We start from the raw sequence: 26,107 nt of genomic DNA, 5'->3' as shown, positions 1-26,107 counted from the left end.
CGCTCTTGCTCGGGGGAACGGGTGCGGCTAAGGTGCGCGACACTTTTCTTGAAGTCCGTCGGAGGTGGCAGGCATGTTGTACGGTTCCATCGTCGCTCTTTTGACCCCGTTTAAAAACGGGAAAGTGGACGAGGCCGCCTTCCAGTCCTTCGTCGAGTGGCAGGTTGCGCAGGGCACCCACGGTCTCGTTCCGTGCGGCACCACGGGTGAGTCGCCCACCCTCTCCCACGAGGAGCACAACCGGGTCGTCGAGCTGTGCATCGAGGCCGCGGGCGGGAAGGTTCCGGTCGTCGCCGGCACCGGGTCGAACTCCACCGAGGAGGCGATCTCGCTGACCCAGCACGCCAAGAAGGCCGGCGCTACCGCGGCGCTGGTCGTCACGCCCTATTACAACAAGCCGACGCAAGAAGGTCTGTACCAGCATTTCAAAGCGATCCATGACGCGGCGGATTTGCCGATCGTTATCTACAACATTCCCGGCCGCAGTGTCGTGGATATGTCGGTGGCAACGATGGCCCGCCTCGCCAAGCTGCCGAACATCATCGGCGTGAAGGACGCCACGGCGGATCTGGCCCGCCCGGTCCGCCTGCTGCAGGAGGTCGGCCCCGACTTCATCCAGCTCTCGGGCGAGGATGCGACGGCGCTGGCCTTCAACGCGCAGGGCGGCGTCGGCTGCATCTCGGTGACGGGGAACATCGCGCCGGCCCAATGCGCCGCGATGCAGGACGCCTGGCGGAAGGGCGATCTCGCCACCGCCTACAAGTACCGCGACCTGCTGACCCCGCTGCACGATTCCATGTTCGTGGAGACGAGCCCGGCCCCGGTGAAATACGCCGCCAGCCTGCTCGGCAAGTCCTCGGACGAGGTTCGTCTGCCGCTGGTCGCCGCGTCGGAAAGCACGCGGACCACGGTACGCGACGCGATGAAGAAGGCCGGGCTGCTGTCCTAAGGGACGGCAGCACCCCGCCCCAGGGAAGGAGGATCCGTGGCCGCCCGCGAGCCCGAACCAAGGCGCATGGCGGCACAGAACCGCCGCGCACGCTTCGACTATTTCATCGAAGACACCATGGAGGCCGGTCTGATCCTGACCGGCACCGAGGTGAAGTCGTTGCGCGGCGGCCGTGCCAGCATCAATGAGGCGTACGCCGGCCTCAAGAACGGGGAACTGTACCTGTTCAACGCCTACATCCCGGAGTACGGGCAGGCGGGACGCTGGCTTCAGCACGAGACCAAGCGCCCGCGCAAGATGCTGGTGCACCGCCGCGAGCTGAGCAAGCTCATGGGCGCCATCAAGCAGAAGGGGATCACGCTGATCCCGATGACCGTCTACTTCAACGACCGCGGCATCGCCAAGGTCGAGGTCGGTCTCGCCACTGGCAAGAAGAAGCACGACAAGCGCGAGTCCGAGAAGGAACGGTCGTGGCAGCGCGACAAGGCGCGCCTGATGCGCGACAAGGGTTGAGGAACCAGGGGATAAAGGGAAAAGAGCCTGTGAGCCGATTGTCCAACCGCGCGACCGACCGCGATTCCACCGTGGCCGGCGTCGCCGCGGAGGCCCTGGCCGACCGCCGCCCGCAGGGCCGCATCCTGGTGGCCGGCGACACCGACGGCGCCATGGAAGAGGCCCTGACCGAGGGCGGGGCGGAGGTCGTTTCCTGGCACCGCCTGGGGCTGGACGGCAAGCCGGCCACGCCCTGGCCGGCGGACGGCGCCTTCGACGGCGCGGTCCTGCGCCTGCCGCGCGGCTGGGCCGCCTTCGAGATGGCGCTGCACGCCCTGGCCGCACGCCTGCCGGCGGGAGCGCCGCTGTGGATCGCCGGCAGCAACGACGAGGGCATCACCTCCGCGCCGAAGCGATTCGACGGGCTGGCGGAAGGCGTGGAGACGCTGACCATCAAGCGCCGCGCCCGCCTGCTGGAAACCCGCCGGACCAGCGATTCGGCCAAGGGCAATCTGGAGGATTGGCGGGAGACCGTCGCCTTGCCGCTGCCGGGGCGTGACGGGGCGCTCGATCTGGTGTCCTACCCCGGCCTGTTCGCCCATGGCCGTCTCGACACCGGTACGGAATGCCTGCTCCAGGTCCTGCCGGAGATCGCGGCGGGCACCGCCGTCCTGGACTTCGGCTGCGGCGCCGGGGTGATCGCCCGGGCGGTGCGGGAGCGCACGCCGGACGCCCGGCTGACCCTGCTGGACATCGACGCGGTGGCTCTGCACGCCGCCCGCCAGAACGTGCCGGACGCGGAATGCGTGCTCAGCGACGGGCTGGCCGGCCTCGGCGCGCGCGAGCGCTTCGGGCTGATCGTCTCGAACCCGCCGCTCCACCGCGGCAAGGACGAGGATTTCGGGATGCTGGAGGCTCTGGTCGCCGGCACCAAGCAGTATCTGAAGCTGCGCGGCTCGCTGGTCGCGGTGACCCAGCGGACGGCGGGTGTGGGCAAGCTGTTCAAGACGGCCTTCGGCCACGCTGATCTGCTGCTGGAAACGCCGCAGTTCCAGGTGTGGAAGGGCACGCCGAAGTAACGGAAGAGCGAGCGGGGCCGTGCCGCAGCGCGGCCCCGCGGGGAAGGGTCAGCCTTCCTGCAGACGCCGCGCCGCATCCACGGCGCCATAAGTCAAAATCGCGTCGCAGCCGGCGCGCTTGAAGCCGGTCAGGGTCTCCAGCAGCGCCTTGTCGTAATCCAGCCAGCCGTTCTGCGCGGCGGCGCGCAGCATCGCGTATTCGCCGGAGACGTGATAGGCGAAGGTCGGAACGGCGAAGGTGTCCTTCACCCGGCGGATGACGTCCAGATAGGGCAGGCCGGGCTTCACCATCACCATGTCCGCACCCTCCTGGAGGTCGAGGGCGACCTCGTGCAGGGCCTCGTCGGTGTTGGCGGGGTTCATCTGGTAGGTCTTCTTGTCGCCCTTCAGGAAACCGCCGGAATTCACCGCGTCGCGGAAGGGACCGTAGAAGGCCGAGGCGTATTTGGCGGCGTAGGAGCACAGCCGCACCAATTCATGCCCATGATTGTCCAGCCGGTCGCGGATCAGGCCGATGCGCCCGTCCATCATGTCCGACGGGGCGACGATATCCACGCCGGCGTCGGCCTGCGACAGCGCTTGCCGGGCCAGCACCTCGACCGTCTCGTCGTTCTGGATGTAGCCGTCGCGCATCAGCCCGTCGTGGCCGTGGCTGGTGTAGGGGTCGAGCGCCACGTCGCCCAGGATGCCGACATGGGGCACGGCGGCCTTCAGCGCGCGGATGGCGCGGTTCATCAGGTTGTCGGGGCGGTAGGCCTCGGCCGCGTCCTCCGACTTGCCCTCGGCGCCGACGACCGGGAACAGGGCGACGCAGGGGATGCCGAGGTCGCCGGCCGCGGCCACCGCCTCGGTCAGCAGGTCGATGGTCAGACGCTCCACGCCGGGCATGGAGGCCACGGGCACCCGCTGGTTCTGCCCCTCGATGACGAAGACCGGCCAGATCAGGTCGTCCACGGTCAGGCGGTTCTCGGCGACGAGGCGGCGGGTCCAGGCGTCGGCGCGGTTGCGGCGAAGCCGGGTGCGCGGGAAGGACGCCGGGGACCGGAAATGCGAAGCGGACATGCGGGGGACCTGATGTGCTCTTATAACTTGCGGCGCGATCCTACGCCGCATGGCCGCCGCGACTCAAGCCGCACCGCTCACAGGTCTGAATCCCGAGTCCTGCATCTCCATGACCCAGCGGTGGCCGTCCTTGCGCCATTGCGAGACGAGGCCGCCGGTGAAGGCCGCCCCTTCCCACGACCGCACCTCGAAGGTGACGCGCGGCGGTTCGATGGCGATGAGGTTGTAGGCGTTGGCCTCGTTGCGCAGCCGCGTGGAGGTCGCGGTGGAGGCCTGGGCGACCAGGATGGAGCGGGCAACCTGGGTGTGGTGGGTCATGATGTCGCCGGAATAGGCGCGGTGCAGGTGCCCGGCCAACAGAAGGTCCACCCCGCAGCTTTCCAGCGCCGGCAGGGCCAGCTTGTGCCGCCCGACCAGCTTCGTCTTCGGCGCGTCGGGCGGCGGCAGGAAGGGGTGGTGGGTGAACAGCACCTTGAAGACGGTGTCGGGCACCTCGCAGAACACCTCGCGCACGCGCTTGATCTGCGCCTTGTTCATGCGCCCTTCGGAAAAATCCGCGATGACCGAGCGCGCCGTGTTGATCCCCAGCACGGCGATTTCCGAATCGATGTGGAAGGGGCTGAGGTCACTGGTGATGTAGCGCTTGTAATTGCCGAACGGGTCGAGGAAACGGCGCACCACGTTGTAGACCGGAATGTCGTGGTTGCCCGGCACGACCAGATAAGGGAAGGGCAGCTTCTCCAGGAAGGCCCGCGCCTCCAGGAAATGGCGGGCCTTGGCGCGCTGGACCAGATCGCCCGAGATGACGATCAGGTCGGGCCGCGACGCCGTCAGGTCGGCCAGCAGGCCGTCGACCACCAGCGGGTCGATCCGCCCGAAATGCAGGTCCGAGATGTGGGCGAGCTTCTTCACGACACCTCCCCGGCAGTCATTCCCGTCACGCGCCGTCGCCTTCCGGCACCGCCTTGGGCAGCAGGACCTTCAGCGCCTTATGACGGATGCGGTAGTTCAGCGGCGGCTCCATCTGCAGGATTTCGCCGTCGTTGACCATCTTCAGCCGCCGCCGCCGGCTGTGCACCGTCAGTTGCGTGGCCGTCAGCGTTTCCAACTCCTCATCCTGCTGCCAAGTTCCGAGCACGGTTCGCCCCATCAGCCGCAACAGCCCCCACGGGTCGCGCTGCCGCGCCACATAGACGCCGAGCTTGCCGGAATCGAGCGTGTTGCGGCGCAGGAGCATGCTGCCCGCCTCGCCGTCGAAGGGGTTGTTGGACACCACGAGGATCGGTGTGCGCACGCGGCGCGGTCCTTCGCCCCAGTCGATCCGCACGTCAAGAAGAGGCAGGCGACGGAAGGTGCGAACCATGGCCAGCGCCATCGCCGGCCATTTCAGCAGGCGGTGCCGCTTGCGCTTCTCCTCGCGCTCCTGAACCACCTGGGGGTAGAAGCCGAGGACGGAGCTGTTCAGATAGACCTCGCCGTTCACCTCCGCGACGTCGATGCTGCTCACCTCCCCGGCGGCCAGGGCCTCGTACGCCTCGTCGAGGTCGAGCGGGGTCTTCAGGTCGCGCGCCAGCAGGTTCATGGTGCCGAGCGGCAGGATGCCCAGAATCTTGCCGGTGGGCAGGATCATGTTGACCGCGGTGTGGATGGTCCCGTCGCCGCCGCCGACGATGACCAGTTCCGCGTCGGACTCGATGGCCTTGCGGATTTCCGATTCGCAGTCGGCCGGCTCCACCGCGGTCAGCGACACCTCCGCCCCGTGCCGCTCGAAGGCGCTGCGGATCGCCGCCACCGTGTCGTCGATCGGCTGTCCGGCCAGCGTTCCCGCGGACCGGTTGAGGATGATGGCCGTCTTGCGGCCCGCTCCTTCCTGACGTGACGCTTGCGCTGCTGAGGCTGCCATCATGGAACTGTCCCGCTCATGACTGTGGGTGCGGCAACGGCTGAGGCCGGGGCGGTGTTCCGCGACGCTGCGCTGCGAAACCGCGGTTTGACACGCCGCCCGCCGCCCGTATCATCGCTCGAAACCAACAAATCCGCCCCACAAACGAACAAATGGAAACGACCGGAACCATGAGCGAACCCGCCCAGCCCCAGATCGCCGAAATCCTGTTCGAACGCCGCGGCTCCATCGGGCTGGTGACGCTGAACCGCCCGAAGGCGCTGAACGCCCTGACGCTGGGCATGATCCGCCTGTTCGATCCGCAGCTGCGCGCCTGGATCGCCGATCCCGAGGTCAAGGCCATCGTCGTGCAGGGCGCCGGAGAGAAGGCCTTCTGCGCCGGCGGCGACGTGGTGAACCTGTACGAGACGGGCAAGGCCGCCAAGGCGGGGCAGGGCGACGGCGCGTCCATCCGCGCCTTCTTCAGCGAGGAGTACGTCCTCAACCGCCTGATCCACACCTGCCCGAAGCCCTATGTCGCGCTGATCGACGGCATCAGCATGGGCGGCGGCGTCGGCCTGTCGGTGCACGGGTCGCACCGGATCGTGACCGAGCGGACGATGTTCGCGATGCCGGAGACGGGAATCGGCCTCTATCCGGATGTCGGCGGCACCTATTTCCTGCCGCGCCTGCCCGGGCAGGTCGGCGTCTGGCTGGGCCTGACCGGCGACCGGCTGAAGGCGGCCGACATGATCGAGGTCGGCGCCGCCGACGCCTTCGTCCCCAGCGCCAAGCTGGAGTCTCTGATCGCCGAGCTGGCCGACGGCGTGCCCGCCGACGAGGCGGTCGCGCGCCATCGTGAGGAGGCTGGCGAACCGCCGGTCGCCGCCAACCGCGCGGCCATCGACCGCTGCTACGCCCACGACGCGGTGGAGGCCGTCGTCGCCGCCTTGGAGGCCGAGGGCACGGAGTGGGCCACCGGCCAGCTCGCCACGTTGAAGCGGGTGTCGCCGACCAGCCTGAAGGTGACGCTGGAGGCGTTGCGCCGTGGCGCCCGGCTGGACTTCGACGGCTGCATGATCCAGGAGCTTCGCCTCAGCCTCGCCTTCCTCAAGCGCCATGACTTCTACGAAGGCATCCGCGCGGCTCTGGTCGACAAGGACCGGAATCCCCGCTGGTCGCCGGCCACTCTCGCCGATGTGACGGCTGAAGAGGTCGCCGGTTACTTCGCCGAACCCGTTGGCGGGGATTTGCGCTTTACCGAATGAAGAGGTGTGTTCCCCTTTATTGCACCCAGGACGTGCAAGGATGCGGGCACATTCCGTGTGTTTCTGCGTTAGTATCAGGGAAATCCTTGCGGGACTTGTCTCAAACCTGACGGTTGTTATGGAAGGTCGGGTGGGACGGGTCGGCTTGCCGCCCGGTTCGCCGGGCGGGAATGCCGCCGGGATGCCCGGATTCCGGGCACATTCCGGCACGCGACGGGGCTTGGCACGGCAGGACGGGGGAATTCCGCAGGGCCAGGCTGTTCTACAACCCGGGCTGTGCTTTTGGGGCATTATTGAGGTGATTGCCGGACAATGATCGGTTAATCTCCCCTTAAGGACCCCGGAAAGGCCACAGGTCGGCCCATGTCCGGTACGAGCCAAAGGAGACCGCGGTGCGCAAACCCTATTATGAAAGCATCCTCTTGATCGAACGGCTTCACCGCCATTTTCTCGAGGTGCTGAAGACCGAGCTTGACCGGCTCGGTATCCAGGACATCAACAACGTCCAGAGCCTGATCCTGTACAACATCGGCGAGGACGAGATGACCGTCGGCGAGCTGACGGCGCGCGGTTACTATCTCGGCTCCAACGTGTCCTACAACGTCAAGAAGATGGTCGAGAACGGCTATCTCGGGCAGGAGCGTTCGCCGCACGACCGCCGGTCGGTGCGCGTCCGCCTGTCGGAGAAGGGCCTCGATCTCCGCGAGAAGATCAGCCGCATGTTCGAGCGCCACCTGACGGCGCTGGAAAAGGCCGGCTTCAGCGACGAGGAGCTGGTCAAGGCGAACGAGACCCTGCGCAAGCTCGAACGCTTCTGGTCCGCGTCGCTCGACTACAGCGGCTTTCCGCTGACCTCGGCGGCCTGATCCGCGGCTGCCTGAGTCGTATCGGTACCGCGGTTTCCGGCTCCTGCGTCGAAAGAGAAAGGCACGCTTCCGGCCTCGAGTCCGGGGGCGTGCCGCGAGTCGGTGTGCGGCCCTGCGTGGCCGCTTTTTTCATGCCCGCGTTTCGGCCGCCAACTGGGCCCTTTGCCCCTCCGGACTCGCCGTCCGGCAACGCATTGTCGCGCCATAAGTGCTTCCGGATGGACGGGATTAAGTTCTTTCCGTAAGCTGTACGTGTGACAGATTGCTGCTAACCTGAACCAAACAACAGGCGGCCTCGCGGAAGGCTGCTGAAAAACAGGGAATGGGGAGGATATGGCAAGTGACGTCATTCTGGAGACGCGCGGACTGACCAAGGAATTCCGGGGCTTCGTCGCCGTCCGCGACGTCAGCCTGCGGGTGAAGCGGGGGTCCATCCATGCGCTGATCGGTCCCAACGGGGCCGGAAAAACGACCGTTTTCAATCTGCTCACCAAGTTCCTTCAACCCAGCAATGGGAACATCCTGTTCAACGGGCGCGACATCACCGCGGTGAAGCCGGCGGACGTGGCGCGCCTGGGCATCATCCGCTCCTTCCAGATCTCGGCGGTGTTCCCGCATCTGTCGGTTCTGGAGAATGTGCGGGTCGGGCTGCAACGGCCGCTCGGCAACTCCTTCCAGTTCTGGAAATCGGAATCGGTGCTCGACCGGCTGAACGGGCGGGCGATGGAACTGCTGGAGGATGTCGGGCTGGCCGGCTATGCCCACCGGCCGGCGGCGGAGCTTCCCTATGGCCGCAAGCGCGCGCTGGAGATCGCCACGACGCTGGCCCTGGAGCCGGAGATGCTGCTGCTGGACGAGCCGATGGCCGGCATGGGGCACGAGGACATCGACCGCATCGCGGCGCTGATCAAGCGGGTCTCGGCCAACCGCACGATCCTGATGGTGGAGCACAACCTGTCCGTGGTTTCCAACCTGTCGGACTGGATCACCGTGCTGGCCCGCGGCGAGGTCCTGGCCGAGGGGCCCTACGCCGAGGTGTCGCGCCACCCGAAGGTCCGGGAAGCCTACATGGGGAGCGGTCATGCCTGACGGCGCAACGGTGAGGACGGCGATGCTGGAGGTTTCCGATCTCCACGCCTTCTATGGCGAGAGCCACGTCCTGCACGGGGTCAACCTGGAGGTCCGCCAGGGCGAGGTGGTGACCCTGCTGGGCCGCAACGGCGCCGGGAAGACGACCACCATGCGCTCGATCATGGGAATCGTCGGCAAGCGCACCGGCTCCATCCGTTTCCAGGGACAGGAACTGATCGGCATGGCGCCGCACAAGATCCCGCGCCTCGGCATCGGCTATGTGCCGGAGGAGCGCGGGATCTTCGCCTCGCTCAACGTCGATGAGAACCTGACCCTGCCGCCCGTCGTGAAGGACGGTGGCATGACGGTTCAGCAGATTTACGAGCTGTTCCCCAACCTGCAGGGCCGGGGCTCGACACAGGGCACCCGCCTGTCGGGTGGCGAGCAGCAGATGCTGGCCATCGCGCGCATCCTGCGCACCGGCGCCACCATGATCCTTCTCGACGAACCGACGGAAGGGCTGGCCCCCGTCATCATCGAGCAGATCGGGGTGGCGGTGCGCAAGCTGAAGCAGCGCGGCTTCACCGTCCTGCTGGTGGAGCAGAACTTCCGCTTTGCCGCCACCATCGCCGACCGCCATTACATGATGGAGGAAGGTCATGTGGTGGACATGATCCCGAACAACCAGCTCGCCGCCAACATGGAGAAGCTGCACACGTATCTGGGTGTCTGAATCAACAAGCAGAAACGCTCGAATTCGAACCGGGAGGAATGGAATGATTGCACGTCTGCTTGCCGGAGCGGCGCTCGCCGCGCTGGCCGTCGGTTCCGCGCAGGCCCAGCAGGGCAAGATCTCCGGCGACGTCGTGAAGATCGGCGTCCTCAACGACCGCTCCGGCCTCTACGCCGATTTGGGCGGCGAGGGCTCGGCGGTCGCCGTCCGCATGGCGGTCGAGGAGGTGGGCGGCAAGATTCTCGGCAAGCCGATCGAGGTCGTCTCGGCCGACCACCAGAACAAGCCGGACATCGGCTCCAACCTCTCCCGCGAATGGATCGACCGCGACGGGGTGGACGTCATCGTCGACGTGCCGAACTCCGGCGTCGCCCTGGCGGTGCAGGAGGTGACGCGCGAGAAGAAGACGATCTTCCTGATGCAGGGGCCGGCGACCTCGCGCCTGACCGGCGACGCCTGCTCGCCCACCGGCTTCCACTGGGCCTACGACACCCGCGCGCTGGCCGTCGGCACCGGGCAGGCCATCGTGAAGGAGGGCGGCAAGAGCTGGTTCTTCCTGACCGCCGACTACGCCTTCGGCCACCAGCTCGAAACCGACACGGCGGCGCAGGTGAAGAAGGCCGGCGGCACGGTCGTCGGCGCGGTGCGTGCGCCGCTGAACACGGCGGACTTCTCCTCCTTCCTGTTGCAGGCGCAGTCGTCGGGCGCGCAGGTCATCGGCCTCGCGAACGCCGGCGGCGACACCATCACCTCCATCAAGCAGGCGTCGGAGTTCGGCCTGACGCAAAGCGGGCAACAGAAGCTGGCCGGTCTGCTGATCTTCCTGTCGGATGTGCACGCTCTGGGGCTCCAGGTCGCGCAGGACCTCGTCCTGACCACCGGCTTCTACTGGGACATGGACGACGAGAAGCGCGCCTGGTCGGAAAAGTTCAAGGCCAAGACCGGCAAGATGCCGACCATGGTGCAGGCCGGCAGCTACTCCTCGGTGAAGCACTACCTGAAGGCCATCGAGGCGGCGGGGACCGATGACGGGCCGACCGTCGCGGCCAAAATGAAGGAGATGCCGGTCAACGACATGTTCGCCAAAAACGGCAAGATCCTGCCGAACGGCCGCATGGTCCACGACATGTATCTGGCCCGCGTGAAGAAGCCCAGCGAGTCCAAGGGGCCGTGGGATTATTACGAGATCATCCGCACCATCCCCGGCGACGAAGCCTTCGCCACCATGGCGGAAAGCGGCTGCAAGCTGCCGGGCTGACCCCCGCCCGCCCCGGCGTTCCGTCCACCGCCGCGTGCGGGGACGGGCGCCGGGGCGATCACCCGCCGCGCAGAACGGTCGGAGAAGGGCCGGAGGCGAACCGCACATGTCCACCATTTTCGGCATCCCGCCCCAGGCGCTGTTCGGGCAGCTTCTTCTGGGGCTGATCAACGGGTCCTTCTACGCGCTGCTCAGCCTCGGGCTGGCGGTCATCTTCGGCATGCTGAACGTCATCAACTTCGCCCACGGCGCGCTCTACATGCTGGGGGCCTTCGTGGCGTGGCTGCTGCTGACCACGGCGGGGATCGGCTACTGGTGGGCGCTTCTGCTGGCGCCGCTGGTCGTCGGCGCCTTCGGCGTGGTGTTGGAAAAGACGCTGCTCAGCCGCCTCTACAAGCTCGACCATCTCTACGGGCTGTTGCTGACCTTCGGCCTCGCGCTGATCGTGGAGGGGGCGTTCCGGCATTTCTACGGCGTGTCGGGCCAGCCTTACCCGATCCCCGACCTGCTGCGCGGCGGTCAGAATCTCGGCTTCATGTTCCTGCCCAATTACCGCGGCTGGGTCGTCGTCGCCTCGCTGGTCGTCTGCCTCGCCACCTGGTACGCCATCGAGCGGACGAAGCTCGGCGCCTACCTGCGCGCCGCCACCGAGAATCCGGTTCTGGTCCAGGCCTTCGGCATCAATGTGCCGCTGATGATCACGGCCACCTACGGGTTCGGCGTGGCTCTGGCCGGGCTGGCTGGCGTTCTCGCGGCGCCGATCTATCAGGTGTCGCCGCTGATGGGCTCCAACCTGATCATCGTCGTCTTCGCCGTGGTGGTGATCGGCGGCATGGGGTCGATTCTGGGGGCGGTGCTGACCGGATACGGTCTGGGCCTGTTGGAAGGCCTGACGAAGGTGTTCTATCCGGAGGCGTCCAACATCGTCGTCTTCGTCATCATGGCCGTGGTGCTTCTGATCAAGCCCGCCGGCCTGTTCGGGCGGGAGAGGTGACCCATGGCGACCGAGATTCACGCCGTCCGCCGCGAAACCGCAGCCCCCGCCACCGGAAGACCGGCCATGCCGGGCCTGCTGGCCTTGGCCGTGCTGCTGCTGGTCCTTATCGCCGCGCCCTACGTTCTGTACCCCGTCTTCGTGATGAAGGTGCTGTGCTTCGCGCTGTTCGCCTGCGCCTTCAACCTGCTGATCGGCTTCGCCGGTCTGCTCAGCTTCGGCCACGCCGCCTTCTTCGGCGGGGCGGCCTACATCACCGCCCACACGGTGAAGGTCTGGGGGCTGCCGCCGGAACTCGGCATCCTGCTGGGGACGGCCTTCGCCGCGACTCTCGGTCTGGCCTTCGGCGCGCTGGCGATCCGGCGGCAGGGGATCTACTTCGCCATGATCACGCTGGCGCTGTCGCAGATGGTCTTCTTCATGGCCTTGCAGCTCAAGTTCACGGGCGGCGAGGACGGAATCCAGGCGGTGCCGCGCGGCCATCTGTTCGGTGTGATCGACCTCAGCCAGTCGATGTCCATGTACTACACGGTGCTGGCGGTCTTCCTGTTCGGCTTCGCGGTGATCTGGCGCACCGTCCACTCGCCCTTCGGGCAGGTGCTGAAGGCGATCCGCGAGAATGAGCCGCGCGCCATCTCGCTCGGCTACCGCACCGATCACTACAAGCTGATGGCCTTCGTCCTGTCCGCCACGCTGGCCGGTCTGGCGGGGGGCACCAAGGCCATCGTCTTCCAACTCGCCACTCTGACCGATGTGCAGTGGCAGATGTCCGGCGCGGTGGTGCTGATGACCCTGCTGGGCGGCATCGGGACGCTGTTGGGGCCCGTGGTCGGGGCAGCGCTGGTGGTGACGCTGGAGAATTATCTGGCGGCGAGCAACCTGCCGGTGCCGGTGGTGATCGGCGTCATCTTCGTCGCCTGCGTGCTGCTGTTCCGCCGCGGCATCGTCGGGGAGATTGCCGCCCGCTTTGGAAACAAGCGCCCGTGAGCGGGTCGCGCCCGACCGGCCGCCATTGAGTGTGGGGAGATAGCGCATGGCCGGAGTCATTCATTCCTTTTACGAGCACCATCGCGGCGCGATGGAAGCGGCGATGCGGCAGCGCCTCGACCTTGCCGAAGGGATGCTGCGCGCGCACGTCGATCCATCCGGCATCGCGGGAATCAAGCGGAAGGTGATGGACGAGTTCGCCATCGTGCTCACGCAGATGCCCTATGTCGGGGGCGCGGAAAGCCGCATGAGCGACTTCTTCATGCGTCTCCTGGGCTTCATGGCCATCAGCCGGGTGCTCCGGCGGCACGGCGTGCCGTTGTCCGTGATCGGCGACATCGAGCGGGATGCCTACAAGGCCCAACTGCTCACCGTGCCCGAAGCGGACCGCCTCGCCGCGGGCGAACAGTTCCTGTCGCCGGAAAACCAAGCCTTTCTGCGCGAGCAGGCGGAGAAAAGCCGCGAAGAGCGGTTTCCCGAGGATTTCGTCTACGACTTCGTCGAGCCGGGGCCGGGGGATGATTTCACGTTCGGCATCAACTACCGAGCCTGCGGTTTCTGCAAATTCGCGGCCCGCCACGGTGACAAGGAGCTTCTGCCGAACATCTGCGGTCTCGACTTCGATGCCTACGCGACACGCGGCATCCATTTGGAGAGAACGCAAACCCTGGCCGGCGGCGCCAGCCACTGCGATTTCCGATTCTCGCCGCTGCGGTCGGCCTGAGCGCCCGTTCCCGGAGGGGCGATGGCGTCGCCACCCTCCGGGAACGGCATTCAAAGCCGTAGCGCCTCCTCCGCCGGCTGGTAAGCCAGCCCCTGGGCGTCGGCCACCGCCTTGCAGGTGACCGCCCCGGCGTGGATGTTCAGCCCGGCCCGCAGATGCGGGTCGCGGGCCAGCGCCGCGCGGTAGCCCCGGTCGGCGAGCGCCAGCGTGAAGGGCAGGGTGGCGTTGTTCAACGCGAAGGTCGAGGTGCGCGCGACCGCCCCCGGCATGTTGGCGACGCAGTAATGGACCACCCCGTCCACCAGATAGGTCGGATCGGCGTGGGTGGTGGGGTGCGAGGTCTCGAAGCAGCCGCCCTGGTCGATGGCGACGTCCACCACCACGGCGCCCCGCCGCATCCGCTCCACCATCGCCTTGGTCACCAGCTTCGGCGCCTCGGCCCCCGGCACGAGGACCGCGCCGATGACGAGGTCGGCGTCGAGCACATGCTCCTCGATCGTGTCGACCGTCGAATAAAGCGTCTGCAACTTGGCGCCGAATTGCAGGTCCAGCTCCTTCAGGCGGGGCAGGGACTTGTCGATGACGATCACCTTCGCCTCCAGCCCCATGGCCATGCGGGCGGCGTTGGTGCCGACCACGCCGCCGCCCAGCACCACCACCTTGGCCGCCGGCACGCCGGGCACGCCGCCGAGCAGGACGCCACGCCCGCCCTGCGCCTTCTCCAGGCAATGGGCGCCGGCCTGCACCGACATGCGACCGGCCACTTCGCTCATCGGCGCCAGGAGCGGCAGGCCGCCGCGGGAGTCCGTCACCGTCTCATAGGCGATGGCGACGGCGCCGGAGTCCAGCAACAGCCTGGTCTGCTTCGGGTCGGGGGCGAGATGCAGATAGGTGAACAGGACTTGCTCCCGGCGCAGCATCGCGCATTCCTGCGGCTGGGGCTCCTTCACCTTCACCACCATCTCGGAGCGGGCGAAGACGGTTGCGGCGTCCGGCACAATCTCCGCTCCGGCGGCTTCATAGTGCTCGTCGTCCAGCCCGATGGCGGTGCCGGCTCCCGCCTGCACCAGCACGCTGTGCCCGTGATGCGTCAGTTCACGGACCGAGGCCGGGGTCAGCCCGACGCGGTATTCATGGTTTTTGATTTCCGTCGGCACGCCGATGAGCATGGGCATCCTCCGCGGGTGGGCCGGTGTCGGACCAGGACGGGCAACGCACCGGCTCAGGTTTGCTTGCCCTAGAATTTGGGGACTGCTCGGGCCATCCGCATCTCGCCTACAGCGCTGCCTGGCGATTTTCTTTGGATCGACTAAAACACCGCATGAAATTTGACGCAAAATTCTATGCAATAAATCCTGGTGGAGACTTCTTCGTATCCGCAAAAAAGTAGGTAAGGTTAGTTTTTAGAGTTGTGGAACTATTCTTCGCCACCATGGTATATGGATGCTTGTGTCGCACTGCACAAAAAATCGCGGCACCTAAGAAAAATGGGGGAAGCGTCCGATTCGGACGGAACGAAACCAGGAGCAAGGCAGATGGCTTCAGAGAAGGACGCGCAGACCATCGCGCGCGACACCGCCGCCAAGGGCCGGAATGTTGCCGAGGACACGACCCGCCGCATGGCGGAAACCGCCGCGGAGACAACCCAGCGCGGCGCCGACACGGCCAGCGATGTGATGGGGAAGGCGAGTCAGGTCGCTGGCCAAGTCGCCGGTCAGACCTCCGATCAGCTCAAGCGCATGATGGGTCTGTCCGCGGAAGCGCAGGGCGAGGTCGCCCAGCAGGCCCGCGAGAACATGGACGTCATGACGCAGTGCGGATCCGTGCTGATGGATGGCATGCAGTCCATCATGCGCGAATGGATGGGCTTCGCCCAGGAGGCGATGGCCCGCAACGCCGAAGGCATGAACGCGATGATGCGCAGCCGGTCGGTCCAGGACCTCTACGCGGCGCAGAGCAGCATGGTCAAAGACGAGATGGAACTTCTGCTCAACCGCAGCGTCAAGATTTCGGAGCTGTCGGCGAAAACCGCGAACGACGCGGTGCGGCGGCTGAACGCGCGGGCCGAAGGGGCCGCGCGCCACGCCCGTCGCAGCGCCTGACGCTTCACCAACGATCCATCCTGGCCTTGCGCCCCCGGACCGGCCGGTCCAGGGGCGTTCTTTTTTCGCGCGCTCCGATCACTTCGCGACGATGCGGCCTTCCACCTTCGGGGCGACGGTCTTGTTCGCCTCCACATAGTCCATGACCATCGTCGCCATCAGCACGGCGCCGGAGGCGTCCACCACCGTCCGGCCGCGGGACAGCGCCGCGTAGCCGTCGCCGCCCTTCAGCATGTAGTCGTTGGTCGCCACGCGGTAGGTCTTGGCCGGGTCGAGCGGCTGGCCGCCCACCGTCACCCCGGTCACGCGAGTGCCCGACGGCAGCTTCGGATCGTAGGTGAAGGTCAGGCCCGACACCTGCGGGAAGCGCCCGGCCTTGTCCTCCACCTTCGACACGCCATGCTCCAGCGCGGCCAGAATGTCGGCTCCGGACAGCAGCGTCAGCACGGCGACGTTGCCGAAGGGCATCTCCGCGAAGATGTCCTTGCGGGTCAGCGAACTGCCCGCCGGGTGCAACATGTCGGCGCGGATGCCGCCGCCGTTGGTGATGGCAACGTCGGCCTTCAGCCCGTCGCGCAGCGCGTCGGCGATCAGGTTGCCCATCGTCGTTTCCTGCGAGCGGACGACGTCCTTGCGGCTGTCGAGGTCGGTCTCCGTCCGCCCGATCACGCCGGCCAGCGTGGCGTCGAGCTGGTCGGTGTAGCGCTTGACCAGCGCCCCGACCTCGGCGTCCGGGGCCACCCCGGCGGTCGTGACGAAGCGCCAGCCGGAGGGTGTGACGGTGGTCGCCGGCCCCTTGTCCGTGGCTTTGGTGCTGACCGCCAGATCGATGACGCCGAGATAATGGCCGTCCGCCCCGGCCTTCAGGATCAGGGTCGATCCTTCGTAGAAGCTGATCGGGTCGTGGTCATGGCCGCCCAACAACAGGTCGATGCCCTTCACCTTGACCGCCAGATCACGGTCCTCCGTGATGGTCTGGTGGGTCAGCGCGACCACGACGTTCGCCCCCGCGTCGCGCAGCGCCTTCACCGCCAGGGCCGCGGCGGCCTGCACGTTGGTAAAGGTGGCCTCCGCCCCGCCGCTGGACAGATGCGCGGTCTCCGGGGTGAGGACTCCGAGGAAACCGACCTTGACGTCGCCGACCGTCTTCGTCCAGGTGGCGACCGAACCGGGGAGCGGTTGGCCATCCGGTCCGGCGATGTTGGTGCCGACCCAGGGGAACTTCGATTCGGCGATGCGGGCCTTCAGCACCTCCGTGCCGAAGTCGAATTCGTGATTCCCGAAGCCGACGACGTCCACGCCCATGGCGTTGAACAGGTCGGGCATCTGCGCGCCCCGCGTCGTCCCGGAGAGCAGGGAGGGGGACAGGAAATCGCCGCCGACCGTGGTGAGCGCGCCGGCACTGCGCTGCCGCTCCGCCTTCAGCACCGTCATCAGGGGGGCGAAGCCGCCGCGGCCCTTCACCGGCGAAATCTCGTAGATGTCGTTGAAGTGCAGGAAGGTCACCGTCCCGTTCTGGGCGGCCGCCGCGGTTGGGAACAGCAGGGTCGCGGGGAACAGCAGGGCACCGGCAAGGGTGGCGACCCCCGCCAGCGTGCGAATCCGGGTCAGCATCGATCTCGTCTCCCTGGGGAAGTTGAAAGGCTTCCTTCGCGTCCCCGCACTGTACGCCGTCCCGCGGCGTGGCGCATAGCCGCCTTGCATCGCTTGATTTCGCCGCCGTCGCCGCTCATGAACGGGGCATCCGCTTTCACCGACGTGGTCCCCCATGCGCATCCTGGTCGTCCAGAACAACCGAAACGCCCCCGCCGGACTCGTCGGGGACGCGCTGGCCGAGTTCGGCGCGACGCTGGTCACCGTCGCCGCGGACGAGGGGGAGGCGCTGCCCGCCACGCCGGAGGGCTATCACGGGCTGCTGGTCCTCGGCGGACCGCAGGACGCCTGGAACGACGCGCAAGGTCCGCACTTTCCGCAGGTCATGGAGCTGATCCGCGCCTTCGCGGCGGAGGAGCGCCCGGTGATGGGCATCTGCCTGGGCGCGCAGTTGGCCGCCCGTGCCTTCGGCGCCCGTGTCTACCGCCATTCGGTGGCGGAGATCGGCGTCGGCGCGGTCCGGCTGTTCGAGGCCGCTTCGGACGATCCGTTGTTCGGCGGGCTGGCGCCGGAGCTGCACATGGTGCAGTGGCACTACGACACCTTCGAATTTCCCGAGGGCGCCGTGCCGCTGGCCTGGAGCAACGCCTGCATGCGTCAGGCTTTCCGGCTCGGGCGCAACCTCTACGCCTTCCAGTTCCACCCGGAGGCCGACGCCGCCATCGTTCGCGGCTGGGCGGAGAAGTTCGGCGTCGACTCACGGGAGCACAACCGGGCCGTCCTCGACGGGCTGGACGTCGCGCTGGAGCGGCACCTGCCCGCCGCCGGGACGGTCGCCCGGACGATCTCCCGCCGCTGGCTGGATCTGGTGATCGAACGGGCCGCCTGAACCTTACCCGCGAAGCTCCGCCAGCAGGTCCGGCGTGTCCACGTCGTAGAGGATGCCGCCGTCCTCCACCGGCACCTCGACCACCTGATCGGCGTGGGTGGCCAGCAGCGCCTTGGCCCCGGCGTCGCCGGAGAGCTTCGCCATCTCCGCGAAGAAGCCGCGGTCCCACAGGACCGGGTTGCCGCGCTTGCCATGAACGGTCGGGACGCAGACGGTCCGGCCCTCCAGCGGGTTGTGGGCGGCGATCAGCCGGTCGATGGCCTGCGGCGTGACGCGCGGCATGTCGCCGAGACACACCACCACCCCGTCGACGTCCGCTGGCAGGGCGGCCAGCCCGGCGCGCAACGAGGCGCTGAGCCCGTCGGCGAAGGACGGGTTGTGAACGATCGTCAGCGGGCGCCCGGCCAGCGGCGCGGACACCGCCTCCGCCATATGGCCCGTCACCACCACCACCGGCTTGGCCTGCGAGGCCAGCACCGATTCGATCGTGCGGACGACCAGCGGCTCCCCCCCGACATCGGCGAGCAGCTTGTTGCTGCCGCCCATGCGGCTCGACCGTCCGGCGGCCAGAACCAGTGCGGCGATGCGCGGCGCCCGCGGCGGCTCCACCGCGACCGTGCCGGAACGGGGCAGGGGGCGGCTGGGGATCTCGGCCAGCAGGCCGCCCACCCCCATGCGCATGACGTCGGCCCGCGTCACCGGAATCCCCGCGGCGATGCGCTGGAGCACCCAATCGAAGCCGTTCAGCTTTGGCGACCGCGCGCATCCGGGCAGGCCGAGCACCGGCGTCTCCCCGATATGCGCGATCAGCAGCAGATTGCCGGGGTCGACCGGCATGCCGAAATGCTCGATCACGCCGCCCGCCCGCTCGATGCCCGCCGGCAGCACGTCGCGCCGGTCGGTGATGGCCGAGGCTCCGGCGATCAGCAGCAGGTCGACACGCCCCGCCGCCGCGATGGCGTCGGCCAGAGCCGCCTCGCCATGGTAGCAGCGCGAATCGCGGACCAGCCGCCCGCCCATCGCCTCCAGACGTTGCCGCGTCACGGCCACGGTCTTGTCGAGGACGCTGTCCTTCACGCCGGGCAGGCGGGTCTGGATCAGCGCGGCGGTCACGGGGCGGAAGGGGGCGACGCGCAGCGCCGGCATCCCGGCGGACGCCTCGACCTCCGCCCCCTCCACGGCGCCACGGGGGGCGGCGAAGGGGATGATCTTGACCGTGGCGACCATCTGGCCGGGCTCGACCGGCGCGAAGGCGGGCAGGGTGGCGACCGTTACGCTTTCGTCGATGAGGTTCAGCGCGTTGATCCGTTCGACATCCGGAACGAACAGGCCGCGCGATTCGGCGAACAGGTTGACGCGGCCGGTGAAGGCGGCGCCGACGGTGATCTCCTGCCCCTTCAAGGCGGCGGCGATGCGGGCCGCCGCCGCGTCCTCCCCCACATCGTCAGGGCCGGGCTTTGCGGCGGTTACCGTGGTAAGGCCGGCGTCGCGCAGCGCGGTCACGTCCTCGGCGCTGAGGACGCGGCCCTTCTTGAAGCTGACGGAGCCGCGGCGGACCGAATGCGCCAGGATGGCGCCTTCCAGCTCCCGCAGGGGCAGCGGGCCGAAAAACATGCTGATGAACTCCTGTCAGGCCGCGCCGGCCTTGCGCCGCACGGCGGTGATCTGGGCCATGACCGACAGGGCGATTTCCGCCGGGGTCACGGCGCCGATGTCCAACCCGACCGGGGCGTGGATGCGCGCCAGCTCCGCGTCGGTCACGCCTTGCTCCTTCAGCCGCTCCAGCCGCTTGGCGTGGGTGCGCCTGCTGCCGAGCGAGCCGACGTAGAAGGCCGGGGAGCGCAGAGCCACCAGCAGCGCCGGGTCGTCCAGCTTGGGATCGTGGGTCAGGGTCACCACGGCGGTGCGGTTGTCGATCGCCAGAGCGGACAGCGCCTCGTCCGGCCAGGACTCATGCAGGGCGACGCCGGGAAAGCGCGATTCCGTGGCGAAGGAGCCGCGCGGGTCGATCACCGTGACGGCGTAGCCGGTCAGCGCGGCGAGCGGGGCCAGCGCCTGGGCGATGTGCACGGCGCCGACCACCAGCAGCCGCAGCGGCGGGTTGTGGGTCTGGACGAACAGCTGGACGCCGTCCTCATCCTCCTCCTCCAAATCGGCGATGAGGCCGGACCGATCCTGGCGCAGCCGCTCCCGCACCTCCTCCAGAAGATCGTCCTCCAGCCCGAAGCCGCCGTGGATGGCGTCCTCGTAGACCAGCGTCTGCAGGCCGGTACCGAGGTCGGTGACCAGGGCCACGGGACGCCCGGCCTTGCGGGCGGCGAGCAGCCGTTCGGTGATGTCGCGCTTCATTCCACGGCCTCGACATAGACCTGCACCCGGCCGCCGCAGGCCAGCCCGACCTCCCAGGCCATTTCGTTGCTGACCCCGAACGAGATCATCCTCGGCTCACCATCCTCCATGGTCTTGCGCGCCTCGTGCACGACGGCCCCCTCGATGCAGCCGCCGGAGACGGAGCCGATCATCGAACCGGCGTCGTCCACGGCCATCTGGCTGCCCACCGGGCGGGGGGAGGACCCCCAGGTGGCGACCACCGTCGCCAGGGCGACCTTGCGGCCCTCCGCGCGCCAGCCCGCGGCCTGCTCCAGAATATCGTCCCTCATGCGGCCTCCTTCAGCCACTTGCGCAGGCTTTCGGCCCGTCGCGGCCCGTCGCGGTTCAGCGCGTCGGCGAGCCCGGCCAGACTGTTCAGGTTGTGGACCGGGCGGAAGTCGTCCACATGCGGCAACAAGGCCCGGATACCGCTGGATTTTGGTGCGAACCCCTCCCACCGCAAGAGCGGGTTCAGCCAGACCAGTCGGCGGCAGCTCTTGTGCAGCCGTTCGGCCTCCGCCGCAAGACCTTCTCCGGCATCCCGGTCCAGCCCGTCGGTGATGAGCAGAACCACCGCCCCCTGGCCGAGGACCCGGCGCGCCCAGGTCCGGTTGAAGGCGTGCAGCGCCGTCCCGATGCGCGTTCCTCCCGACCAGTCCGCCACCGCCGCCGACACGGCGTCCAGCGCCACGTCGACGTCCTTGTGCCGCAGATGGCGGGTGATGTTGGTCAGGCGGGTGCCGAAGACGAAGCTGTGCACCCGATCGCGGTCGTTGCTGAGCGCGTGCATGAAATGCAGCAGCATCCGCGAATAGCGCGTCATGGAGCCGGAGATGTCGCACAGCACGACCAGCGGCGGCGGGCGCGTGCGGCGGCTGCGCCGCGCCAGATCGGCCAGATCGCCGCCGGAGCGCAGCATCCGCCGCAGCGTCGCCCGCGGGTCCACGCGCGGCCCCCGCGGGTCGGGGCGATGGCGGCGGGTCGTCACCTCGGCCACCGGCAGAGCGATGCGGGCGAGCATCCGCTTGGCCTCGGCCATCTCCGCCGCCGACATCTTCTCGAAATCCTTCTCCTGCAACCGTTCCTGGGCCGAAACGGTGAAGGAGGCGTCCACCTCGATCTCCGACTTCTCCGGCCCCTCCGCCTCCGGCGCGGTGCCGCGCAGCGCGTCGGCGACGCGGCGGGACAGCGGGTCCTGGGTGTCCGGTGACTCCGTGCGGATGGTCGGCAGCATCAGCCCCATCATCCGCTTCAGGATGTCCGGATTGCGCCAGAAGACGTGGAAGGCCTGATCGAAGACCTCGCGCTGGTCGCGCCGGTTCACGAAGACGGCGTGCAGCGCCCAGTAGAAGTCCGCCCGGTTGCCGATCCCCACCGCCTCCACCGCTTCGACGGCCTGGAGCAGCTTGCCCGGTCCGACCGGCAGCCCCGCCGCCCGCAGCGCGCGGGCGAAATGCATCAGGTTGATGGCGAGGCCGCCTTGCATGGCCGCTCACCGCGCCGTGGAGGCGGCGAGTTCCGTCTTGACCTGGGCCAGGATGCGCGCGGCCTCGCTGCCCTGGATGCGGGCGATGTCGTCCTGGTACTTCAGCAGCGTGCCCAGCGTGTCGTTGATGACCGAAGGCTCAAGCTCCAACTGGTTCAGCTCGACCAGCGCCTGCGCCCAGTCCAGCGTCTCGGCCACGCCCGGCGCCTTGTAGAGGTCCATCCCGCGCAGGCTCTGGACGACGCCGACGACCTGGGCGGCCAGCCGTGCGTCGGCTTCCGGCGCCTTCACGGCCAGGATCGCGCGCTCGCGCTCGGCGTTGGGGTAATCGACCCAGTGGTAGAAGCAGCGCCGCTTCAGCGCGTCGTGAATCTCGCGGGTGCGGTTGGAGGTCAGGATGACGATGGGCGGCTCCGGTGCCGTGACGGTTCCGAACTCCGGAATCGAGACTTGGAAGTCGGAGAGGATTTCGAGCAGGTAGGCTTCGAACGGCTCGTCGGTGCGGTCCAGCTCGTCGATCAGCAGGACTGGCGCCCCGGCCGGATCGGGTTCCAGCGCCTGGAGCAGCGGGCGTTTGATCAGGAAGCGTTCGGAGAAGAGATCGGCGCCGAGCGCCTCCCGGTCGCGGTCGCCCGACGCCTCGGCCAGCCGGATCTCCATCATCTGCCGGGCGTAGTTCCACTCGTAGACCGCCGCGGCGACGTCCAGCCCCTCGTAGCATTGCAGCCGCAGCAGGCGCCGGCCCAGCGTGGCGGACAGCACCTTGGCGATCTCGGTCTTGCCGACCCCGGCCTCGCCCTCCAGAAACAGCGGACGCCGCAGCTTCAAGGCGAGGTACAGCGCCGTTGCCAGCGAGCGGTCGGCGACGTAGTTCCCCCGCCGCAGCAGGTCCAGCGTGTCATCGACGGAAGCGGGGAGGGTGTTGGGCATGACAATCCGTCATCCAGCGGGAAAATTCCCTCTCCCGCCCCGGGAGAGGGAAGGGGCCCACGACGTGGGAAGGGTGAGGGTGCCGACAAGCGTACGGCACCGATCCTCGACGGTACCCTCACCCGGCGCTTCGCGCCACCCTCTCCCGGGGCGGGAGAGGGAAGACGGTTACCCACACGCCTCGACCGCGCGCCGCGCCATCACCCGCACCAGATGGGCGCGGTAGTCGGCGCTGGCGTGGATGTCGGCGTTCAGCCCGTCCGCCGACACCGACGCGCCGTTCAGGGCGTCGGCGCGGAAGTCCTGGGCCAGAGTCGCCTCCATGTCGTCCGCCCGGAAGACGGACGGGCCGGCGCCGGTCACCGCCACGCGGACTTCGCTGCCGAACACGGCCACGAAAACGCCGACGATGGCGTAACGGCTGGCCGGGTTGCGGAACTTGGCGTAGGCGGCCTTGTCGGGCGTCTGGAAATGCACAGCGGTGACAATCTCGCCGGGCTCAAGCGCCGTCTCGAACATGCCGGTGAAGAAGTCGTCGCCCGCGATCTCCCGACGGTCGGTCCGCACCGTGGCCTTCAGCGCGACGACCGCGGCCGGGTAGTCGGCCGAGGGGTCGGCGTTGCAGATCGACCCGCCGAGCGTGCCCATGTTGCGCACCTGCCGGTCGCCGATGCCCTCGGCGAGGCTGGCCAGCGCCGGGATGACGCGCTGCACGACGTCGGAATGGGCGACCTGGGCGTGGCGAGTGAAGGCGCCGACGGTCAGGCCGCCGGCCTCCTCCCGGATGCCCTGAAGCTCCGGGATCTGGCCGAGGTCGATCAGATCGCTCGGCCGGGCGAGGCGCTGCTTGAGAGTCGGCAGGAGCGTCTGCCCGCCGCCCAGCAGCTTCGGGTCCTCGAACCGGCCCTGCAGGGCGACGGCGTCGGCGACGCTCTTGGGGCGGTGATAGGTGAAGGCGTACATGATGTCTCCTCCCTCTTACTCGGCCGCCTGGGCGGGGGTGTGGCGCCGGATCGCCTGCCAAACCCGCTCCGGGGTCGCCGGCATGTCGAGATGGGTGACGCCGTACTCGGACAGGGCGTGCACCACCGCGTTCATCACGGCGGCCGACGCACCGATGGTCCCGGCCTCGCCGCAGCCCTTCACGCCCAGCGGGTTGTGGGTGCAGGGCTGGTCCTCGTGGTAGCGCACCGTGAAGGACGGCACGTCGTCCGCCCGCGGCATGCAGTAGTCCATGTAGGACCCGGTGAGGAGCTGCCCCGACTCCTCGTCATAGACGCAGTTCTCGTAGAGCGCCTGCCCGATGCCCTGGACCAGCCCGCCATGGACCTGCCCCTCGACGATCAGCGGGTTGATGACCCGCCCGAAATCGTCCACGGCGGCGAAGCTCGCCACCTGGACCACGCCGGTGTCGGGGTCGATCTCCACCTCGCAGACGTGGCAGCCGTTGGGGTAGGTGAAGTTCTTGGGATCGTAGAAGGCCTGCTCGTCCAGCCCCGGTTCCAGCTCGTCGAGCGGGAAGTTGTGCGGGACGTAGGCCTGCAGGGCGATGTCGCCGATGGTCAGCGCCTTGTCGGTGCCGGCCACCACGAAGCGCCCGTCCTTCACCTCGATGTCGGCCTCGGCGGCCTCCAGCATGTGGGCGGCGATCTTCTTGGCCTTGCGCTCCACCTTGTCCATCGCCTTCACGATGGCCGACCCGCCGACCGCCAAGGAGCGGGAGCCGTAGGTGCCCATGCCGAAGGGGATCTTGCTGGTGTCGCCGTGCACGATCTCCACATTCTCGATCGGCACGCCGAAGCGTTCGGAAACGAGCTGCGCGAAGGTCGTCTCGTGCCCCTGCCCATGGCTGTGGGAGCCGGTGAAGACCGTCACCGAGCCGGTCGGGTGGAAACGCACCTCCGCCGATTCGTAAAGCCCGGCCCGCGCGCCGAGCGCGCCCGCGACGTTGCTCGGCGCGATGCCGCAGGCCTCGATGTAGGTGGCGAAGCCGATTCCGCGCAGCTTGCCACGCCGGGCGGATTCGGCCTTGCGCGCCGCGAAGCCGTCGTAGTCGACCAGGGGCAGGGCGATGTCGAGATTCTTGGCGAAGTCGCCGGTGTCGTATTGCAGCGCCACCGGGGTCTGGTAGGGCATGGCGCTGGCCGGCACGAAGTTGCGGCGGCGCAGCTCCGCCTTGTCGATGCCCGTCTCGGCGGCGGCAACCTCGACCAGCCGCTCGATCAGGTAGCAGGCCTCCGGACGTCCGGCGCCGCGGTAAGCGTCCACCGGCACGGTGTTGGTGAAGACCGCCTTCACCTCGGCGTAGATCGCCGGCGTCTTGTACTGGCCGGCGAGCAGCGTGGCGTAGAGGTAGGTCGGGATCGACGGTGCGAAGGTCGACAGATAGGCGCCCATATTGGCGATGGTCGCGACGCGCAGCGCCAGGAAGTTGCCGTCCTTGTCCATCGCCAGCTCGGCGTGGCTGACATGGTCGCGGCCGTGGGCGTCGGTCAGGAAGCTCTCGGAGCGCTCGGCGGTCCATTTCACCGGGCGCCCGACCTTCTTGGCCGCCCAGGTGACGACGGCCTCCTCCCCGTAATGGAAGATCTTGGAGCCGAAGCCGCCGCCGACGTCGGGGGCGACGACGCGCAGCTTGTGCTCCGGGATGCCCAGCACGAAGGCGCCCATCAGCAGGCGGATGACGTGCGGATTCTGGCTGGTGGTCGTCAGCGTGTGCTCGCCGGTCGCCCGGTCGTACTCGCCGAGCGCCGCCCGCGGCTCCATGGCGTTGGGGACGAGCCGCTGGTTGACGAGGTCGAGCTTCGCCACATGGGCGGCCTGCGCGAAGGCCGCGTCCACCGCCGCCGCGTCGCCGAGATGCCAGTCGAAGCAGAGGTTGCCGCCGATGTCGTCGTGGACCAGCGGCGCGCCGCCCTCCAGCGCCTTCAGCGAGGTCACCGCCGCCGGCAGCTCCTCGTAATCGACCATGACCAGCTCGGCGGCGTCCTTCGCCTGCTCGCGCGTCTCGGCGATGACCACGGCGACGGCGTCGCCGACGTAGCGGGCGCGGTCGCGGGCGATCGGGAAGTGCGGCGGCTCCTTCATCGGGGAGCCGTCCTTGGAATGGATCTGCCAGCCGCAGGGCAGGCTGCCGACCTTGTCGGTCTCCATGTCGGCGCCGGTCAGCACGGCGATCACGCCGGGGGCCTGCATGGCCTCAGCCGCGTCGATGCCGGTGATGCGGGCGTGGGCGTAGGGGGACCGGACGAAGACCGCGTGGGTCTGGCCGGGCCGGTTGATGTCGTCGGTGTAGGTGCCGCGCCCGGTCAGGAAGCGCGCGTCCTCGCGCCGGCGCACGGAAGCGCCGATGCCGGTGGGGTTCGCCATCTT

The 26,107-nt window shown here is 68.2% G+C and carries 25 protein-coding genes; 13 read left to right on the top strand and 12 right to left on the bottom strand.

What is annotated here, in order from left to right:
* Positions 1–73 precede the first annotated feature (73 nt).
* From dapA to FBZ83_RS17640, 3 genes are all read left to right on the top strand, one after another.
* A complete protein-coding gene (gene dapA, locus FBZ83_RS17650; RefSeq protein WP_145686349.1) occupies positions 74–949 on the top strand; it encodes a 4-hydroxy-tetrahydrodipicolinate synthase in 876 nt (291 codons plus the stop codon).
* Between the two features lie 66 nt (positions 950–1,015).
* Positions 1,016–1,462, top strand: coding sequence for an SsrA-binding protein SmpB (gene smpB / locus FBZ83_RS17645; protein WP_145686347.1), 447 nt, complete (start codon positions 1,016–1,018; stop codon positions 1,460–1,462).
* Positions 1,463–1,491: 29 nt separating this feature from the next.
* Positions 1,492–2,520, top strand: coding sequence for a methyltransferase (locus FBZ83_RS17640; protein ID WP_145686344.1), 1,029 nt, complete (start codon positions 1,492–1,494; stop codon positions 2,518–2,520).
* Between the two features lie 48 nt (positions 2,521–2,568).
* On the opposite strand, the gene hemB is transcribed toward FBZ83_RS17640, so the two are convergent.
* The 3 genes from hemB to FBZ83_RS17625 all read right to left on the bottom strand — a co-directional run bounded on the left by hemB (position 2,569) and on the right by FBZ83_RS17625 (position 5,485).
* Positions 2,569–3,582 carry a porphobilinogen synthase gene (gene hemB / locus FBZ83_RS17635; RefSeq protein WP_145686342.1) on the bottom strand — a complete coding sequence of 338 codons (1,014 nt, stop codon included), beginning with the start codon at positions 3,580–3,582 and terminating at the stop codon, positions 2,569–2,571.
* Between the two features lie 63 nt (positions 3,583–3,645).
* A complete protein-coding gene (locus FBZ83_RS17630; protein ID WP_145686340.1) occupies positions 3,646–4,494 on the bottom strand; it encodes a metallophosphoesterase family protein in 849 nt (282 codons plus the stop codon).
* A gap of 25 nt (positions 4,495–4,519) precedes the next feature.
* Positions 4,520–5,485 carry a diacylglycerol/lipid kinase family protein gene (locus FBZ83_RS17625; RefSeq protein WP_247888345.1) on the bottom strand — a complete coding sequence of 322 codons (966 nt, stop codon included), beginning with the start codon at positions 5,483–5,485 and terminating at the stop codon, positions 4,520–4,522.
* 170 nt (positions 5,486–5,655) lie between these two features.
* On the opposite strand from FBZ83_RS17625, the gene FBZ83_RS17620 reads away from it, so the two are divergent.
* From FBZ83_RS17620 to FBZ83_RS17585, 8 genes are all read left to right on the top strand, one after another.
* Positions 5,656–6,732 carry an enoyl-CoA hydratase/isomerase family protein gene (locus tag FBZ83_RS17620; RefSeq protein ID WP_145686336.1) on the top strand — a complete coding sequence of 359 codons (1,077 nt, stop codon included), beginning with the start codon at positions 5,656–5,658 and terminating at the stop codon, positions 6,730–6,732.
* Between the two features lie 392 nt (positions 6,733–7,124).
* On the top strand, positions 7,125–7,598 hold the full coding sequence (locus FBZ83_RS17615; RefSeq protein ID WP_014240398.1) for a MarR family winged helix-turn-helix transcriptional regulator: 474 nt from the start codon (positions 7,125–7,127) through the stop codon (positions 7,596–7,598).
* Positions 7,599–7,931: 333 nt separating this feature from the next.
* A complete protein-coding gene (locus FBZ83_RS17610) occupies positions 7,932–8,687 on the top strand; it encodes an ABC transporter ATP-binding protein (protein WP_145686334.1) in 756 nt (251 codons plus the stop codon).
* The gene (locus FBZ83_RS17605) at positions 8,680–9,402 is read left to right on the top strand and encodes an ABC transporter ATP-binding protein (protein ID WP_145686332.1); all 723 of its coding nucleotides are present in this window, start codon (positions 8,680–8,682) and stop codon (positions 9,400–9,402) included. Before FBZ83_RS17610 ends, FBZ83_RS17605 begins: the two co-directional genes overlap by 8 nt.
* 43 nt (positions 9,403–9,445) lie before the next feature.
* The gene (locus tag FBZ83_RS17600; protein ID WP_145686330.1) at positions 9,446–10,660 is read left to right on the top strand and encodes an ABC transporter substrate-binding protein; all 1,215 of its coding nucleotides are present in this window, start codon (positions 9,446–9,448) and stop codon (positions 10,658–10,660) included.
* A 106-nt stretch (positions 10,661–10,766) separates the two neighbouring features.
* The gene (locus FBZ83_RS17595; protein WP_038527753.1) at positions 10,767–11,654 is read left to right on the top strand and encodes a branched-chain amino acid ABC transporter permease; all 888 of its coding nucleotides are present in this window, start codon (positions 10,767–10,769) and stop codon (positions 11,652–11,654) included.
* Between the two features lie 3 nt (positions 11,655–11,657).
* On the top strand, positions 11,658–12,641 hold the full coding sequence (locus FBZ83_RS17590) for a branched-chain amino acid ABC transporter permease (RefSeq protein ID WP_145686328.1): 984 nt from the start codon (positions 11,658–11,660) through the stop codon (positions 12,639–12,641).
* A 46-nt stretch (positions 12,642–12,687) separates the two neighbouring features.
* Positions 12,688–13,365 (top strand): L-2-amino-thiazoline-4-carboxylic acid hydrolase, encoded by a 678-nt coding sequence (locus FBZ83_RS17585; RefSeq protein ID WP_145686326.1) that lies wholly within the window; start codon positions 12,688–12,690, stop codon positions 13,363–13,365.
* A gap of 50 nt (positions 13,366–13,415) precedes the next feature.
* On the opposite strand, the gene ald is transcribed toward FBZ83_RS17585, so the two are convergent.
* Positions 13,416–14,534 carry an alanine dehydrogenase gene (ald, locus tag FBZ83_RS17580; RefSeq protein WP_145686324.1) on the bottom strand — a complete coding sequence of 373 codons (1,119 nt, stop codon included), beginning with the start codon at positions 14,532–14,534 and terminating at the stop codon, positions 13,416–13,418.
* Positions 14,535–14,900: 366 nt separating this feature from the next.
* On the opposite strand from ald, the gene FBZ83_RS17575 reads away from it, so the two are divergent.
* Positions 14,901–15,467 carry a phasin family protein gene (locus FBZ83_RS17575; RefSeq protein WP_145676519.1) on the top strand — a complete coding sequence of 189 codons (567 nt, stop codon included), beginning with the start codon at positions 14,901–14,903 and terminating at the stop codon, positions 15,465–15,467.
* A 78-nt stretch (positions 15,468–15,545) separates the two neighbouring features.
* On the opposite strand, the gene FBZ83_RS17570 is transcribed toward FBZ83_RS17575, so the two are convergent.
* Positions 15,546–17,081, bottom strand: coding sequence for a bifunctional metallophosphatase/5'-nucleotidase (locus FBZ83_RS17570; protein WP_145686322.1), 1,536 nt, complete (start codon positions 17,079–17,081; stop codon positions 15,546–15,548).
* Between the two features lie 154 nt (positions 17,082–17,235).
* Between FBZ83_RS17570 and FBZ83_RS17565 the strand changes: the two genes are divergently transcribed.
* Positions 17,236–17,949 carry a type 1 glutamine amidotransferase gene (locus FBZ83_RS17565; RefSeq protein WP_145686320.1) on the top strand — a complete coding sequence of 238 codons (714 nt, stop codon included), beginning with the start codon at positions 17,236–17,238 and terminating at the stop codon, positions 17,947–17,949.
* Between the two features lie 3 nt (positions 17,950–17,952).
* On the opposite strand, the gene FBZ83_RS17560 is transcribed toward FBZ83_RS17565, so the two are convergent.
* The 7 genes from FBZ83_RS17560 to FBZ83_RS17530 form a co-directional block, all read right to left on the bottom strand.
* Positions 17,953–19,563: an NTP transferase domain-containing protein gene (locus FBZ83_RS17560; RefSeq protein WP_145686318.1), complete on the bottom strand. Its 1,611-nt coding sequence runs from the start codon at positions 19,561–19,563 to the stop codon at positions 17,953–17,955.
* Positions 19,564–19,578: 15 nt separating this feature from the next.
* A complete protein-coding gene (locus FBZ83_RS17555) occupies positions 19,579–20,298 on the bottom strand; it encodes an XdhC family protein (protein ID WP_145686316.1) in 720 nt (239 codons plus the stop codon).
* Complete coding sequence (locus FBZ83_RS17550) at positions 20,295–20,609, bottom strand: XdhC family protein (protein WP_114859690.1); 315 nt, start codon at positions 20,607–20,609, stop codon at positions 20,295–20,297. The genes FBZ83_RS17555 and FBZ83_RS17550 overlap by 4 nt, the downstream gene beginning before the upstream one ends.
* Complete coding sequence (locus FBZ83_RS17545) at positions 20,606–21,805, bottom strand: vWA domain-containing protein (RefSeq protein ID WP_145686314.1); 1,200 nt, start codon at positions 21,803–21,805, stop codon at positions 20,606–20,608. Before FBZ83_RS17545 ends, FBZ83_RS17550 begins: the two co-directional genes overlap by 4 nt.
* A 6-nt stretch (positions 21,806–21,811) precedes the next feature.
* Entirely contained in the window at positions 21,812–22,735 is a 924-nt protein-coding gene (locus FBZ83_RS17540; RefSeq protein WP_145686312.1) for an AAA family ATPase, read from the bottom strand.
* 168 nt (positions 22,736–22,903) lie between these two features.
* Positions 22,904–23,698 carry an FAD binding domain-containing protein gene (locus tag FBZ83_RS17535; RefSeq protein ID WP_145686310.1) on the bottom strand — a complete coding sequence of 265 codons (795 nt, stop codon included), beginning with the start codon at positions 23,696–23,698 and terminating at the stop codon, positions 22,904–22,906.
* Positions 23,699–23,713: 15 nt separating this feature from the next.
* Positions 23,714–26,104: a xanthine dehydrogenase family protein molybdopterin-binding subunit gene (locus FBZ83_RS17530; RefSeq protein ID WP_145686308.1), complete on the bottom strand. Its 2,391-nt coding sequence runs from the start codon at positions 26,102–26,104 to the stop codon at positions 23,714–23,716.
* Between the last annotated feature and the right edge of the window lie 3 nt (positions 26,105–26,107).

It is taken from the genome of Azospirillum brasilense (assembly GCF_007827815.1).
GTDB lineage: Bacteria > Pseudomonadota > Alphaproteobacteria > Azospirillales > Azospirillaceae > Azospirillum > Azospirillum brasilense_C.
The sequence above is the reverse complement of the archived record's forward strand: the minus strand, read 5'-3'. Positions and strand labels throughout refer to the sequence as shown.